We start from the raw sequence: 12855 nt of genomic DNA on the forward strand, positions 1-12855 counted from the left end.
ACATCCTGCATGTAGCGCACACCTCGCCGCTTTGCCAGTCCTTCCGGCCGGGCATCTCGATGGAGATTCCCGTGAAGCGTACCCGTAAGAAGTCGATTCCTTCCAAGCCGGCGCTGCCGATCCGGCTCGTTCACATCCCGGCGGCAGTCGATGCTGATGGTGAGCCCCGCGTCGCCCTTGAGGTGCCGCCGCGTCCCGGTGCGCAGCAGCGTCGTCCGGTCCTCCTGATGTTCGCCAGCATGGCCGCTGCCCTTGCCGGGAAGCGCGAGATGGAGGCGCGCCGCTGATGCTGCCCTCACGCCCCACCATTCTGCCCCCTCTGGCCTTCATGGACCTGCCACCGCTGGCACTGACACAGGCCATTCAACGAATGGAGGGGACGCGCGGCGACTTCGCCGTCCCTCTGTTCCGCGCTGCGCTGGCCGGTGACTTCCGTGTGTCGTGCGCCATGCCCGGCGGGCGGTTGCCGGCAAAGGTCGTGGCGCCCCACCGCCCACCCTCTCTCATCATCCTCTCCGGAGATCCCGATCTCGGCACGCCAACGCCTCCTCCCGAGGCTTTCGCGCACGTCACACGATACCTGCGGTGGGCTGCATCCATCGTTATCCACGCCACGGGCGGCACGCGGGCCCACTACGCGGCCGTGGCCGCGGCCACAACGATCATGCGGCGCGTCCTGCTGATCGAGACAGCCACCTCCCAGGAGGACGCTTGGATGGCTCTGGTGCAGGCAGAGGGCGAGCGCCGCGGGAAGAGCGGTCAGCGGCTCCCGTGCCTCTGCTGGAGCGCCAAGCCGCGCGGCGGCTTCCACCCCGTGCAGGAGGGCACCCGATGACTAGCCGTCTCTCGCGCCTCGCGCAGCTCTCCGGAGACTTCGACATCAATACGCTCCCGCCAGAGGTGCGCCAGAAGCTGCAGGGCGAGCTGCTGAAGCTGCTGCACGAACTGGGCGTGCAGCCCCGGTTCCACCGCGAGACCGGCGAGCTGATGGTGCCATTGGAAGAGATGTGCCGCGCCATGGGCATCTCGCCGGAAGAGGCGAAGGCCGAGCTCGCCGATAAGCCCGGCTGCCTCGTGCAAGGCGATCCTGACGATGTGGTGGGGCTGCAATGAGCACCGACAGCCTCACCATCCTCCAGGCTCGCTGCAAGCTGGCCAAGACGATCAGCCCAGGCAGGATCCAGGACTTTGACAGCCCCAAGCACTTCAATCTCGTTGAGGAGCCCTTCACCAATCTAGCGGGACTGAACGACCTTCTGAACTGGCTCCTGCCTCGCCGTGACCTCTGCGTGGTGCGCGGCGCCATTTTCGATCCCGCCCGTACCCGTGGCGTTCGGCGCCTGCTGCACCGTGATCCCGAGACAGGCGACGAGCCGACGCTTCGCGACGTGCCACGGGGCTGGGTGGCGCTCGACGAGGACGGCACCCCGGCACCGGAAGGGCTGGATCTCCGCAATCTGGCGGCCTGCGGCGAGGTGGCGCGCGCAACGCTCCCAGAGGCATTCAGCGCCGCCGCCTGCATCGTCCAGGCCACGGCCGGGCACGCGATCAAGCGCGGGTTGCGGTTGCGGCTCTGGTTCCGGCTAGAACGGGCGCTGACGGGGGCCGAATGCCAGTGCTGGCTTCGCGGTGTGCCGGGGGTGGACCCGTCCACCCTCCGCGCCGCCCAGGTTACCTACACTGCGGCGCCGGTCTTCGTGGACATGGCCGATCCGCTCCCGCGCCGTCTGGCGATGCTGCCGGGCCTGGAGGCGGTGACCTGCCCGACGGAAGCGGAGTTGCAGCCGCCGCCCCGCCCGGCAGCCGACCCGTCGCGGGTTGCCAGCAGCACCAACGGTGACCGCTACGTCCGGGCCGCCCTGATGCGGGCCTGCACAAACATTGCGACAGCCCCCGTGGACAGCCGCCACCCAACTGCCGTGGCGGAGGCGTGGGGCTTGGCCCGGTTCGTGGTGGCGGGGCTGCTGACCGCAGACGAGGTGATCCGTGCCGTGGACGGTGCCCTGGAGCAGGCGGGCAAACCGAAGGGCGAAGGCGCGAAGATCGCGGCCTGGGCCGTCTCGCAGCGCACCGACGCAGGCAACCTGCCCCAGGGGGTGCGCGAGTGATGGACGCGCGCATGGACGGGGATCCGACCTTCAACGGCTTCGCAAACACCGCGAACGCAGAGGAAGGCACTGCCGACGCGGTGGACGTAACCCTGATGGTGGTGCGCCTCGCCGGCCTGCCAGAGGCCGACTACCAGCAGCAGCGGAAGGCTGCCGCGCACGAGTGCGGGCTGACCCTCTCCGCCCTCGATAAACTGGTGAAGGCAGAGCGCGCCAAGCGCCAGCAGGAGAAGGCCGCCGCCGCGCGTCGGAAGGCACCTCCCAAGCCCGGCGAGGTGCGGTGGCCGCACGGCTTCACGATGGAGAAGGAAGGCCTCTACGCCGATCAGGGAGAGGCCGGGCAGGTCTGGCTCTGCGCGCCGCTGGAGGTGCTGGGCGAGGCCCGGGACGCCGCCGGAGAGGGCTGGAGCCTCTGGCTGCGCTGGAAGGACCGCGACGGGCGACTCCACACCTGGCCCATGCCGGCCCGGCTGCTGGTCACGGCACCTGGCGAGCTGGAGGCTGCGCTGTTGGAGCGCGGATTACGGGTCTCCCCCAACCCCGCGGCTCGGTTGCTGCTGCGAGAGGCCCTGGGTGGCGTCCAGGCCGGCTCTCGGGTCACGCTGGTCTCTCGGGCCGGTTGGCACGCCGTGGGCACCGAGGAGGCTGCGTACATCCTGCCCGACGGCACTGTAATCGGAGCCACGGCCGAGACGCTGGTCATGAAGGCGCCGCCCGAGAACGCCGTGCAGATGGTGGCACAGGCCGGCACCCTGGACGGATGGAAGGCGGAGGTCGCGGCGCCCGCCGCCGGAAATCCGACGGCGGCCTTCCTTCTCGCCGCCGCCTTCGCCGGGCCGCTGCTGGACGCCTGCGGCGAGCCGTCCGGTGGCTTCCACATCACTGGCCGCAGCAAGGTGGGGAAGACCCTGGCGCTGCGCCTCGCGCTCTCGGCCTGGGGCCCGCCCGTGAAGGGCGCGATGCTACGGGACTGGCGCAGCACCGCGAATGGTCTGGAGGGTGCTGCCGAGGAAGCCGGGGACGGGCTGCTGGGGCTTGATGAACTCCATCAGGCCGATCCGCGGGAAGTGGCCTCCGCCTGTTACATGCTCGCGAACGAATCCGGGAAGGGCCGGATGCGGCGCGACACCACCGCCCAGCGGCGCCGTACTTGGCGCACCTTCATCCTAAGCACGGGTGAGCTCGACATCGCATCCGTCGTCTCTCGTACCGGGCAGAGCCTGCCGGCCGGGGCAGAGGTGCGGCTGCCCTCGATCAGCGTGGATGCGGCGACCGCCTGGCCGGACCTACACGGGCGGGTGACGCTGGGCGACCTGATGACCGACCTGCACGCCGCGGTGCGCCGCCACCATGGGCATGCCGCAAGGGCGTTCATCGCCAAGCTGACCGAGGTGCGGCGGAACGACGCCGCGGGCTTGGCAGATGCCGCTGCGGCCATGCGAGAGCGGGTGGCCGCCACCCTGCCGGCCGACGCGGATCCGCAGGTGCGGGACGTTGCCCGCCGCTGCGCCCTGGTGGCCCTGGCAGGCGAGCTCGCCACGGTTTGGGGCATCCTGCCCTGGCCCGAGGACGAGGCATTCCGCGCGGTCACGGCGATGCTGGCGCGATGGATCGAGAAGCGTGGCGGCGGCGGCGCGACGGAGGAGGCGCAGCATGTCCGCGCGGTGCGGCTGTTCCTCACCGAGCACGGCGCGTCGCGGTTTGTCGGGATCCACTTCGAGCGCGGTCTGAACAGCAGCGGATGGGTTGAGAGCCATCCCGACCGCCCCGTCATCAAGCGAGCGGGCTGGCGGCGCCGCACAGACAGCGGCGACGAGTACCTCATCTCCCCGGAGGTCTGGCGCGAACTCTGCCGGGAGGCGGGGATTGATCCGACGGAGGCGGCGCGCACGCTACGGGCGCAGGGCTTCCTGAATGCCGGCGAGGACAAAAATCTGGCCCGGCGCGAGACCGTCCCCGGCGTCGGGCGACCCCGCGTCTATGTCATCAGGGCCAATCTGCTGGGCGATCCGGAGCCTCCGAACGGAGGCGCCCGGTGACCACCCCCCGTCCGACCTGTCCGACCGGCCGAGACGAGGTCGGACAGCGGTTTAGGCCCGGTTTTATTGGTCGGTCCGACCTGTCCGACTTGTCCGACCAGAACTCAGAGGGTGGGGATAAAAACGATGTTTCTCTCTCCGCTCTGGCTGCCCGGTGGAGGACGGAGATCGACCACGACGCCGCTGAAGCCGAGGCCATGCGCGAGCACTACGCCGCGGCACCCACCCCCTATGCCCCCACGGATCCGGACCCGCTTCGGGACGGGCTGCTGCGCGGCGTCCACGAATACCGCCTCCGTCTTACGGCTACGCGGGCCGGCACCGTCACCCCTCGATAGGAGACCATCAGGGACTTCACGAAGCTGCGGCAGGGCGCGAATACCTGCGAAGTAATCACGGCCGCGCTGGAGCGGGCCAAGGCGACGCAGTCTACCGCCAAGGGCCGCGTAGATACCGCCAAGAATCAACGCGATGTGCTGCTGCTGGACGCTGATGCCAAGCAGCTCGCGCCTTGGGAGAAGGCGCTGGCTGATGCTAGAGGCGACGAGGAACGCTTGGACGCTGTCATTCTGCAACTGACCACCCGCCTCTCTGCCGCGAAGCGGGCTGCTAACTTCGGCAAGATCAGCGATGCCCTGGAGCGCACCCGCACTGCCAAGGCAGCGCGCCCCGCTTGGTGGCAGAAGAACGACCCAGCCATCCAGAGGTGATCCGTGACGGTTACAGCTTCCACGCTGCCGCCGGGCGAAGCTCGCCTCGGAAGTCCCAACACGTCGGAATCCGTCACCACGAACCGGCCCCTTTCGCGTTCTTCCGACCAGGAAGGCGCACTGAGTGCTCTCGCCATCCTGCAGGCGAAGATCGCCCTGGCCGATAGAGGCTTTGGGGGGCCTAAGGTAAGGAGGTCTGAGAGAAAGCTCGCTGGCTTCCCTGGCGACCTATCATCCGGTCTTCCGCACTAAGGAAATCGGTCAAATTGCCGCCTGCTGCTTCATCGAGTTCCTGGAGGTTCAGGCCATCGTTGATGGCGTCCTGACGACACGCAGCCACTTCATCCGCAAGGTTAGGGCTTACAAAGCCCGGCATCTGGCTACGCTTATCCAGCCGCTGTTCCAGCCACTCCGCAGCGTCCATCGCCCTCTTCTCCTCTTGAGGCCGGGAGGAACTTGGCACGCTGATCCATCATACCGCACCGCACAAATCGGTGGTCACCGTCAGGACGCTTGGCGAGCAGCTGCTCGAGGCTACGCCGCCGCGAAGCTTCGGGTGATGAAGTCCACGCTGGATAAGACCGCCCAGGCCGTAGCTCGGTCAGCGTGGCCGCGGCCCTCGCCCAAGTTCCGCCTGCGCGGCCTCGTAGGCCTCCTGGGCACTGCGGTAGCCGCCAGGGCCTGTCCTGAAGGTCTCCCCGTCTCTGGTGAGCCGCCAGCCCCAGCCGGCCGAGCCGGGACCTCTGCGCTCCACCAATATCTCAGGGGCAGAGGACGTGGGCAGGAAGTGGTGGGGAATGACGTTCATCGCTGCTCTAAACATCCCAACCACAGGCTAAGTGTGGGGGTAACTGTGGGGTGCGGGACCAGAACGCCAAAAAATCCCAGCAGAATCAGCGCCCAGTGGCGTCCCGTACGGGATTCGAACCCGTGTTGCAGCCTTGAAAGGGCCGCGTCCTAGGCCTCTAGACGAACGGGACAGGCCGGACCGCACCAAGTGGCGCGCCGGGGGTCACTACAACGCCCGGCGGCCTCCGTCTAGCGGCCGTTCAAAGTGCAAGTGGCGCTTCGGGCGGGACCAAGGGGCTGCGCGGGGAAGCCGGCGCCTCGGAAGAGGCCGGGGAGGGCGAGGGCGGTGGAGACAGTTCCTCACGCTGCGGGGCCTCGGCAGGCGCTGGCGGCTGGCCCTCTGAGGAGGAGGAAGCCGGTGGATCGGCCCGCACCGGTGACTGCATGAGCGCCGGCGCCTGGCCCGGGGGAGGTGGCACATCGGCAACAGTGTAGTCTGGTACGATCCGCGCCTGCGCCCCAGCGATCACCAGAACCTTCTGGCCGATGGGAAGGGGCGGCACATCACGCTGGGTCACGCGCACCAGCTTCCCATCGGTCTGGCGCACGATGTACTCGGTGCCGCGATTGTCGTTCACGGCACGCTCGGCCGTGCTGCCGAACAACCCGCCGATCAGGCCACCGCCCACGCCGGCCAGGGCCGCGGTCATGTTGCCGCCCGGCGTCGCCGCCCCGACAATCCCGCCAGCCGCGGCGCCCACGGCCGCGCCGGAGGTGCCATCCGCCGAGATGGCAACCTCCCGCGCGCCGACGATGACACCCTGTTGCACCGGGTCCACCTGCTGCACCGCGCGGGTCGCATAGGTATCGGCAGAATAGTCACTGCCGCAGCCAGCGAGCAGCAGAAGGGGAATCAGGAAACGGCCTGGCGGCATGGGATCTCCGCGGTGTGTCCGGCAAGGCTGGGGCAGCGCCGGTGATACACCCGCCCCTCGCCCCGAACCCCAGCGCCGCGAGTTAGGGCGCCCTGCCGCCCAGGGCAACCCGAAAGGCCTCAGGCCGGGGCGGCGTCCTGCACATGCAGGCAGGTTGAGACCTCGCCATTCCAGCTCTCGGCGCGGAGCGTACCGCAGAGATGAAGCGGCATCCCGCGCGCCTTCAGCAGAAGATCCGCGAGCGGCCCTTCCTTGGCCCGGAAGCACACGGCCTTGAGCCGCCCTCCCCCCTCCCCTTCCAGAAAGAGCCGGATCGTGCCGCCCTCTTTCCCTACGCGGTCCGCGCGCACCACCCGGGCCCGGCGAAGCGCGAAGATCGGCTCCTCATTGCCCGTACCGAACGGGGCGAGGCGCCCGACCTGTTCCGCCAGTACCGTGTTCGCGGCGGAAACCGAAAGCGTACCTTCCACGACCAGCGCCGCCGCATCCGGCAAATCGGCCGCGCGGGCCAGGCGTTCGTTCAGGAAAGTCTGCAAGGCGTCGCGCTTCTCCAACCGGAAACTGAAGCCCGCGGCCATGGCGTGCCCGCCACCTGTTTCCAGCAATCCGGCCTGGCGCGCCGCAATGATGGCCGCGCCAAGGTCGATACCCGGCACTGAGCGCCCCGACCCCTTGGCGATCCCGTCCGAGATCCCGGCCACCAGCGTGGGCCGGTTGAACTTCTCCTTCACCCGCCCGGCCACGATGCCCACAACGCCGGGATGCCAGCCCTCGCCGCAGATCAGTGGCACCGGATGGCCCGCCGCCACCGCCCTCTCCGCCATGCTCAGCGCGGTGCCCAGCACCTCTGCCTCCACCTCCTGGCGGCGGCGGTTGGTGCTGTCGAGCTGCTCCGCCATGGCCTTGGCCTCGAGCGGATCATCCTCCAGCAACAATTTCAGCGCGAGATCGCTCTCGCCGATCCGGCCGGAGGCATTGATGCGGGGCCCGAGGCCGAAGCCCAGGGAATGGGCATTGGGTGCGTCCTTCACCCCTGCCACCTCCAGCAGCGCGGCAACGCCCGGCCGGCCGCGCCGCGCCATCAGCTTCAGTCCCTGGGATACGAGGGCGCGATTGAGCCCCGTCAGCGGCATCACGTCACAGACGGTCGCGATGGCGACGAGGTCCAGCAGATCCAGCAGCGGCGGTTCCGCCCGCCCCTCGAAGAAGCCGGTGCGGCGCAGGACACGGTGCAGGGCCACCGCCGCCATGAAGCACACCCCAGCCGCACAGAGGGTGCGGAGGCCGGAATCGCAGTCCAGCCGGTTCGGGTTAACCGTGGCCAGAATGGCCGGCGGCGGTCCCTCGGCCTTGTGGTGATCGAGGACCACCACATCGGCGCGGCCTCGCGCCGCCTCCAGCGCCGCATGGGCCGCGATGCCGCAATCGACGCAGACGATCAGCGTCGCCCCGCCATCGCAGAGCGCCGCGATGGCCGCTGCGTTCGGGCCATAACCCTCCTTGATCCGGTCCGGCACGTAATGGGTGGCGGGCACGCCCAGGTCGCGCAGCACGCGCACCATGAGCGCGCCGGCGCAGGCTCCGTCCGCGTCGTAATCGGCGAAGACCGCCACCTGCTCCGCAGCGCGGACAGCCTGGGCCAGCCGCTCCGCCGCCCGGTCCATGTCGCGCAGGCAGGACGGGTCGGGCAGCATGGCCCGCAGCCGTGGCTCCAGGAAATCCGCCGCGGCCTCCACCCCCACCCCGCGCGCAGCGAGCAGGCGGCCCACCAGTTCCGGCACATCCAGCCGTTGCGCGATGGCCAGACCCGTGCGCGCATCGGCCTCACGCCACACCCAGCGGCGGCCAGTCACGCTGCGCGTCACGCCAAGAACCGCCTCAGAGGAGGCGGTTCCGGCGTCCAGGAGACCCGTGTCAGGCAATGAAGGCGTTCGGCTTGGTGGCGAAGTTGTGGTGGCCCTCGATGTAGCGGACCGTGCCGGTCTTGCTACGCATGACGATGGAATGCGTCACCGCACCCTTCGCATGCCGCCGCACGCCGCGCAGCATCGCGCCGCTGGTCACGCCGGTGGCGGAGAACATCACGTCGCCCCGTGCCATGTCGTCCACCTTGAAGATACGGTCCGGGTCGGAGATGCCCATGGCCTTGGCGCGCTCGCGCTGCTCGTCATTCTCGTAGATCAGCCGGCCCTGCATCTGGCCGCCGATGCAGCGCAGCGCGGCCGCCGCCAGCACGCCCTCCGGTGCACCGCCCCAGCCCAGATACATGTCCACGCCCGCTTCCGGCTGGGAACAGGCGACCACGCCCGCCACATCGCCATCCGGGATCAGCATGATGCGCGCCCCGGCCTCGCGGCAGGCGCGGATGATGTCCTTGTGGCGATCACGGTCCAGGATGCAGACAACGAGATCCTCGATATCCGCCTTCTTCGCCTGGGCCAGGTTCTTCAGGTTCTCCTTCGGGCTGGCATCGATATGCACCACGCCCTCGGGCAGGCCGGGGCCGACCGCGATCTTGTCCATGTAGATGTCGGGCGCGTGCAGGAACCCGCCCTTCTCCGCGACGGCGAGCGTCGCGATCGCGTTCGGCATGCCGCGGGCGCAGATGGAGGTGCCCTCCAGCGGGTCCACCGCGATGTCCACCTCGGGGCCGCCCGCGCCGACCTTCTCGCCGATATAGAGCATCGGCGCCTCATCCATCTCGCCCTCGCCGATCACCACCGTGCCGGTGATGGCGACGCTGTCGAAGGCGCGGCGCATGGCGTCCACCGCGGCACCGTCGGCCGCGTTCTTGTCGCCCCGCCCGATCCAGCGGGAGGCCGAGATGGCCGCCGCCTCGGTCACGCGGACCAGCTCCATGGCCAGGTTGCGGTCGCTCTGAAGCGGCGCGTTCGGATTGATGGAGGGGGTCTGGCTCATGGCGTCTCGATCCGAATGAGGGCGGGGGGTTCAAGCACGGCGTCGAGCGCCGCGATGCGCGCGAGGGCCTCGCGCATCGCGGCCTCGCGCGATTCATGGGTGGTCAGTACCACTGGGACGGCTTCGCCAGGCGCGCGGCCGCGCTGGATCATGGATTCCAGGCTGATCCCGGCATCGCGCAGCGCGGCGGTCACATCGGCGATCACGCCCGGCCGGTCCACCACCATCAGGCGCAGGTAATAAGCTCCGGAATGCCGCTCCATGCCCACAGAAGGCAGGGCGGAGAAGGATTCCGCGCCCCAGACCGGGGTGTGGCGCCCACGCGCGATATCCACCAGGTCCGACACCACCGCGCTCGCGGTTGGTCCGGCGCCCGCGCCACGCCCGACCAGCACCACACGGCCGACATGGTCGCCCTCGGCCACCACGGCGTTGAACACGCCATCCACGGTCGCGATCGGGTGGGAAACCGGCACCATACAGGGGTGCACCCGCGTCTCTACCCCGCCATTCGTGCAGGATGCGATGCCGAGCAGCTTGATGCGATAGCCCAGCTCCTCCGCCAGCTTGATGTCGAGCGCCGAGACGGCCCGGATGCCCTCCACATGCACCGCGCCGAAATCCACCGGCCGCCCGAAGGCCAGCGCGGCCAGGATGGCCAGCTTATGCGCTGCGTCGATCCCGTCCACGTCGAAGGTCGGGTCTGCCTCGGCATAGCCGAGCTTCTGCGCCTCGCTCAGCGCCTCCGCGAATTCCCGCCCGCGCTCGCGCATCTGGGTCAGGATGTAGTTGCAGGTGCCATTCAGGATGCCGGTGACGCGGGTGATGCGGTTGCCCGCCAGGCCCTCGCGGATCGCCTTGATGGCGGGGATGCCGCCGGCCACCGCGGCCTCGAAGGCCAGCGGCACGTTCGACCGCGCGGCGAGCTCCGCCAGCTCCGCCCCATGGATGGCCAGCAGCGCCTTGTTGGCGGTCACCACCGGCTTGCCCGCCGCCAGCGCCGCCTGGATCAGCGCACGCGCCGGCCCCTCGCTGCCGCCGATCGTCTCGACCACCACATCCACCGCCGGGTCATTCGCCAGGGCGATGGGATCGTCATACCAGCGCAGCCCCTCCAGGCTGATGCCACGATCCCGCGTCCGGTCTCGGGAGGACACCGCCGTGACAGCGATCCGCCGCCCCGCGCGCGCCGCCACGATTTCCGCATTCTGCCGGAGCAACCCGAGAACGCCGGCTCCGACAGTGCCCAGGCCGGCCACCGCCACCGCAAGAGGACGGGTCATGCGCGAACCACGTCCACCTTGTGGGCGTCTTCCATGGCGGGCGCCGCATTGTCGCCCTGGAGGAAGCTCTTGATCCCGCGCAGCGCCTGCCGGATGCGATGGTTGTTCTCGACCAGCGCAATGCGGACATGGTCGTCGCCATGCTCGCCGAAGCCGACGCCCGGCGCCACCGCCACCTTGGCGCGGGCCAGCAGCAGCTTGGAGAACTCGACACTTCCCAGATGCCTGAACCGCTCGGGGATGGGCGCCCACATGAACATGGAGGCGTCGGGGGACGGCACGTCCCAGCCCGCCTGCTTCAGCCCCTTCACCAGCAGGTCGCGCCGTTCCTTGTAAAGCGCGCGCATCTCCGCGATGCAGTCCTGCGGCCCGTTCAGCGCGGCCGTCGCCGCCACCTGGATCGGCGTGAAGGCACCGTAGTCCAGATAGGATTTCACCCGCGTCAGCGCCGCGATCAGCCGCGGGTTGCCCGCCGCGAAGCCCATGCGCCAGCCCGGCATGTTGTAGGTCTTGGACATGGAGGTGAACTCCACCGTCACATCCTTCGCGCCGGGCACCTCCAGCACGGAGGGCGGCGGGGTGTCGCCGTAATACAGCTCCGCATAAGCGAGGTCGGAGAGGATGAAGATCTCGTGCTTGCGGCAGAAGGCCACCAGCTCCCGGTAGAACTCGATGCTCGCCACGAGGGCGGTCGGGTTGGACGGGAAGTTGACGATCACGGCCGTCGGCTTGGGCACGGAATGCCGCACCGCGCGGTCGATCGCGCGCAGCATCTCGTCATCCGGCGTGTAGGGGATGGAACGCACGGAGGCGCCCGCGATCAGGAAGCCGAACTGGTGAATCGGATAGGACGGGTTCGGCACCAGGATCGTGTCGCCCGGGGAGGCGATGGCCTGGGCCAGATTCGCCAGCCCCTCCTTCGAGCCCAGCGTCGCGATCACCTCCGTCTCCGGGTCCAGCTTCACGCCAAAGCGACGCGCGTAATAGGCGGCATGGGCCTTTCGCAGGCCGGGAATTCCCTTGGAGGAGGAATAGCGATGCGTCCGCGGATCCTGCACCGCCTCGATCAGCTTGGCCACGATATGGGGCGGCGTCGGGCTGTCGGGATTGCCCATGCCCAGGTCCACCACATCCTCTGCGGCCGCGCGTGCCTTGGCCTTTGCGGCGTTGACCTCCGCGAAGACATAGGGTGGCAGTCGGCGGATGCGGTGGAACTCGTCGGTCATGGTCCGGTGCTCGGCGTCTTTGCTTGGCTAGGATAGCGACGGCGGTCAGAGGCCGCGAGGCGCGATTGGCGGGAAGCTGGGTGGCGCCGCGAGATCGGGTGGCGCCGGGATGTTCATCTCCGCCGGTGGCGCCTCCGGCGCCTCCTCTGGGATACTGGGAACAGTGGTCCCCGGCAGCAGCAGCGTGGCGGGACCGGTGCCGATAGGCGGGGCGGGTGCCAGCCTCGCGGGCGGCGGCGGCGCGGCCGGCACGGCGGCCAGCCCCTCGGTCGCCGGGCGCTCAGGCACGGGCGCGCCGGACGGCCGGGGTGTCTCAGCGGCGGCACGGGCCGCGGCCAGGGCGGCGGAAAGCTCCGCCCGCTCGGCGGCCGGGCCACGGGCGGGCCGCTGCGGAACGCTGGCCAGGTTGGGGCTGCCGCGGTCCAGCCCGGGCGGCAAGGGCCGGCCTTCCAGCGCCTCCCCGCTGAGCTGGCGGTAGAACTCCCAGGGACTCTCGCCAGGCGAGCCGACACAGCCGCCGAGGACGGGTGCCATGCCCAGCAAAAGGGCCAGAGATGGAACAAATGGCAGGGCCGGGCCTGCTTGCCTCGCCCAATCCCGCTCCCTAGCTTTCCCGAACCGGATCAGATCCGGCCGGACCGGCATGGCCTGCCTTCGCATCGCGCGCTCCTCTGCCCGGGGTTTGCCGCAGATTGGCGACCGGCGGAAGCCACGGAAGAGAAACCTGAGCGACGGCGCGCCAGTCGCCGCACCGCCAGGAAAGGGAGAGAGCACGCGGATGAGCCAGAAGCGGGAGAGCGGCCGGACCCCGCCAGAGGTGGCGAAGGCCGGCGCTGCGGCGCTTGG

14 protein-coding genes and 1 tRNA gene are annotated in these 12855 nt (G+C 69.6%); 7 read left to right on the top strand and 8 right to left on the bottom strand.

Translation table 11 applies throughout. The features are described 5' to 3' along the window. The first annotated feature begins 71 nt into the window (after window positions 1-71). The 7 genes from ACO1BU_RS06700 (at window position 72) to ACO1BU_RS06730 (ending at window position 4857) form a co-directional block, all read left to right on the top strand. Window positions 72-287 (top strand): hypothetical protein, encoded by a 216-nt coding sequence (locus ACO1BU_RS06700; protein WP_424135144.1) that lies wholly within the window; start codon window positions 72-74, stop codon window positions 285-287. Then, on the top strand, window positions 287-835 hold the full coding sequence (locus ACO1BU_RS06705) for a hypothetical protein (protein ID WP_424135145.1): 549 nt from the start codon (window positions 287-289) through the stop codon (window positions 833-835). Before ACO1BU_RS06700 ends, ACO1BU_RS06705 begins: the two co-directional genes overlap by 1 nt. Continuing rightward, window positions 832-1113, top strand: a complete 282-nt coding sequence (locus tag ACO1BU_RS06710; RefSeq protein ID WP_424135146.1) for a hypothetical protein — start codon at window positions 832-834, stop codon at window positions 1111-1113. The genes ACO1BU_RS06705 and ACO1BU_RS06710 overlap by 4 nt, the downstream gene beginning before the upstream one ends. After that, window positions 1110-2108 (top strand): hypothetical protein, encoded by a 999-nt coding sequence (locus ACO1BU_RS06715; RefSeq protein ID WP_424135147.1) that lies wholly within the window; start codon window positions 1110-1112, stop codon window positions 2106-2108. The genes ACO1BU_RS06710 and ACO1BU_RS06715 overlap by 4 nt, the downstream gene beginning before the upstream one ends. Next, complete coding sequence (locus tag ACO1BU_RS06720; RefSeq protein ID WP_424135148.1) at window positions 2108-4147, top strand: DUF927 domain-containing protein; 2040 nt, start codon at window positions 2108-2110, stop codon at window positions 4145-4147. The genes ACO1BU_RS06715 and ACO1BU_RS06720 overlap by 1 nt, the downstream gene beginning before the upstream one ends. Beyond that, window positions 4144-4485 carry a hypothetical protein gene (locus tag ACO1BU_RS06725; RefSeq protein WP_424135149.1) on the top strand — a complete coding sequence of 114 codons (342 nt, stop codon included), beginning with the start codon at window positions 4144-4146 and terminating at the stop codon, window positions 4483-4485. The genes ACO1BU_RS06720 and ACO1BU_RS06725 overlap by 4 nt, the downstream gene beginning before the upstream one ends. Before the next feature lie 135 nt (window positions 4486-4620). Then, window positions 4621-4857 carry a hypothetical protein gene (locus ACO1BU_RS06730; RefSeq protein ID WP_424135150.1) on the top strand — a complete coding sequence of 79 codons (237 nt, stop codon included), beginning with the start codon at window positions 4621-4623 and terminating at the stop codon, window positions 4855-4857. A gap of 181 nt (window positions 4858-5038) precedes the next feature. Here ACO1BU_RS06730 and ACO1BU_RS06735 read toward each other — a convergent pair whose 3' ends face one another. From ACO1BU_RS06735 to ACO1BU_RS06770, 8 genes are all read right to left on the bottom strand, one after another. Then, on the bottom strand, window positions 5039-5281 hold the full coding sequence (locus ACO1BU_RS06735; protein WP_424135151.1) for a hypothetical protein: 243 nt from the start codon (window positions 5279-5281) through the stop codon (window positions 5039-5041). Window positions 5282-5761: 480 nt separating this feature from the next. After that, window positions 5762-5837, bottom strand: a tRNA-Glu gene (locus ACO1BU_RS06740). 69 nt (window positions 5838-5906) lie between these two features. After that, complete coding sequence (locus ACO1BU_RS06745; protein ID WP_424135152.1) at window positions 5907-6581, bottom strand: hypothetical protein; 675 nt, start codon at window positions 6579-6581, stop codon at window positions 5907-5909. A gap of 119 nt (window positions 6582-6700) precedes the next feature. After that, window positions 6701-8446: a single-stranded-DNA-specific exonuclease RecJ gene (recJ, locus tag ACO1BU_RS06750; protein ID WP_424135153.1), complete on the bottom strand. Its 1746-nt coding sequence runs from the start codon at window positions 8444-8446 to the stop codon at window positions 6701-6703. Window positions 8447-8495: 49 nt separating this feature from the next. After that, a complete protein-coding gene (glpX, locus tag ACO1BU_RS06755) occupies window positions 8496-9500 on the bottom strand; it encodes a class II fructose-bisphosphatase (protein WP_424135154.1) in 1005 nt (334 codons plus the stop codon). Next, window positions 9497-10783, bottom strand: coding sequence for a homoserine dehydrogenase (locus ACO1BU_RS06760; RefSeq protein WP_424135155.1), 1287 nt, complete (start codon window positions 10781-10783; stop codon window positions 9497-9499). Before ACO1BU_RS06760 ends, glpX begins: the two co-directional genes overlap by 4 nt. Further along, window positions 10780-12009 carry an LL-diaminopimelate aminotransferase gene (locus ACO1BU_RS06765; protein WP_424135156.1) on the bottom strand — a complete coding sequence of 410 codons (1230 nt, stop codon included), beginning with the start codon at window positions 12007-12009 and terminating at the stop codon, window positions 10780-10782. The genes ACO1BU_RS06760 and ACO1BU_RS06765 overlap by 4 nt, the downstream gene beginning before the upstream one ends. Window positions 12010-12054: 45 nt before the next feature. Then, window positions 12055-12543 (bottom strand): hypothetical protein, encoded by a 489-nt coding sequence (locus ACO1BU_RS06770; protein ID WP_424135157.1) that lies wholly within the window; start codon window positions 12541-12543, stop codon window positions 12055-12057. Between the last annotated feature and the right edge of the window lie 312 nt (window positions 12544-12855).

The sequence above is a fragment of the Roseomonas chloroacetimidivorans genome, assembly GCF_049629625.1.
Taxonomy (GTDB): Bacteria; Pseudomonadota; Alphaproteobacteria; order Acetobacterales; family Acetobacteraceae; genus Roseomonas; species Roseomonas chloroacetimidivorans.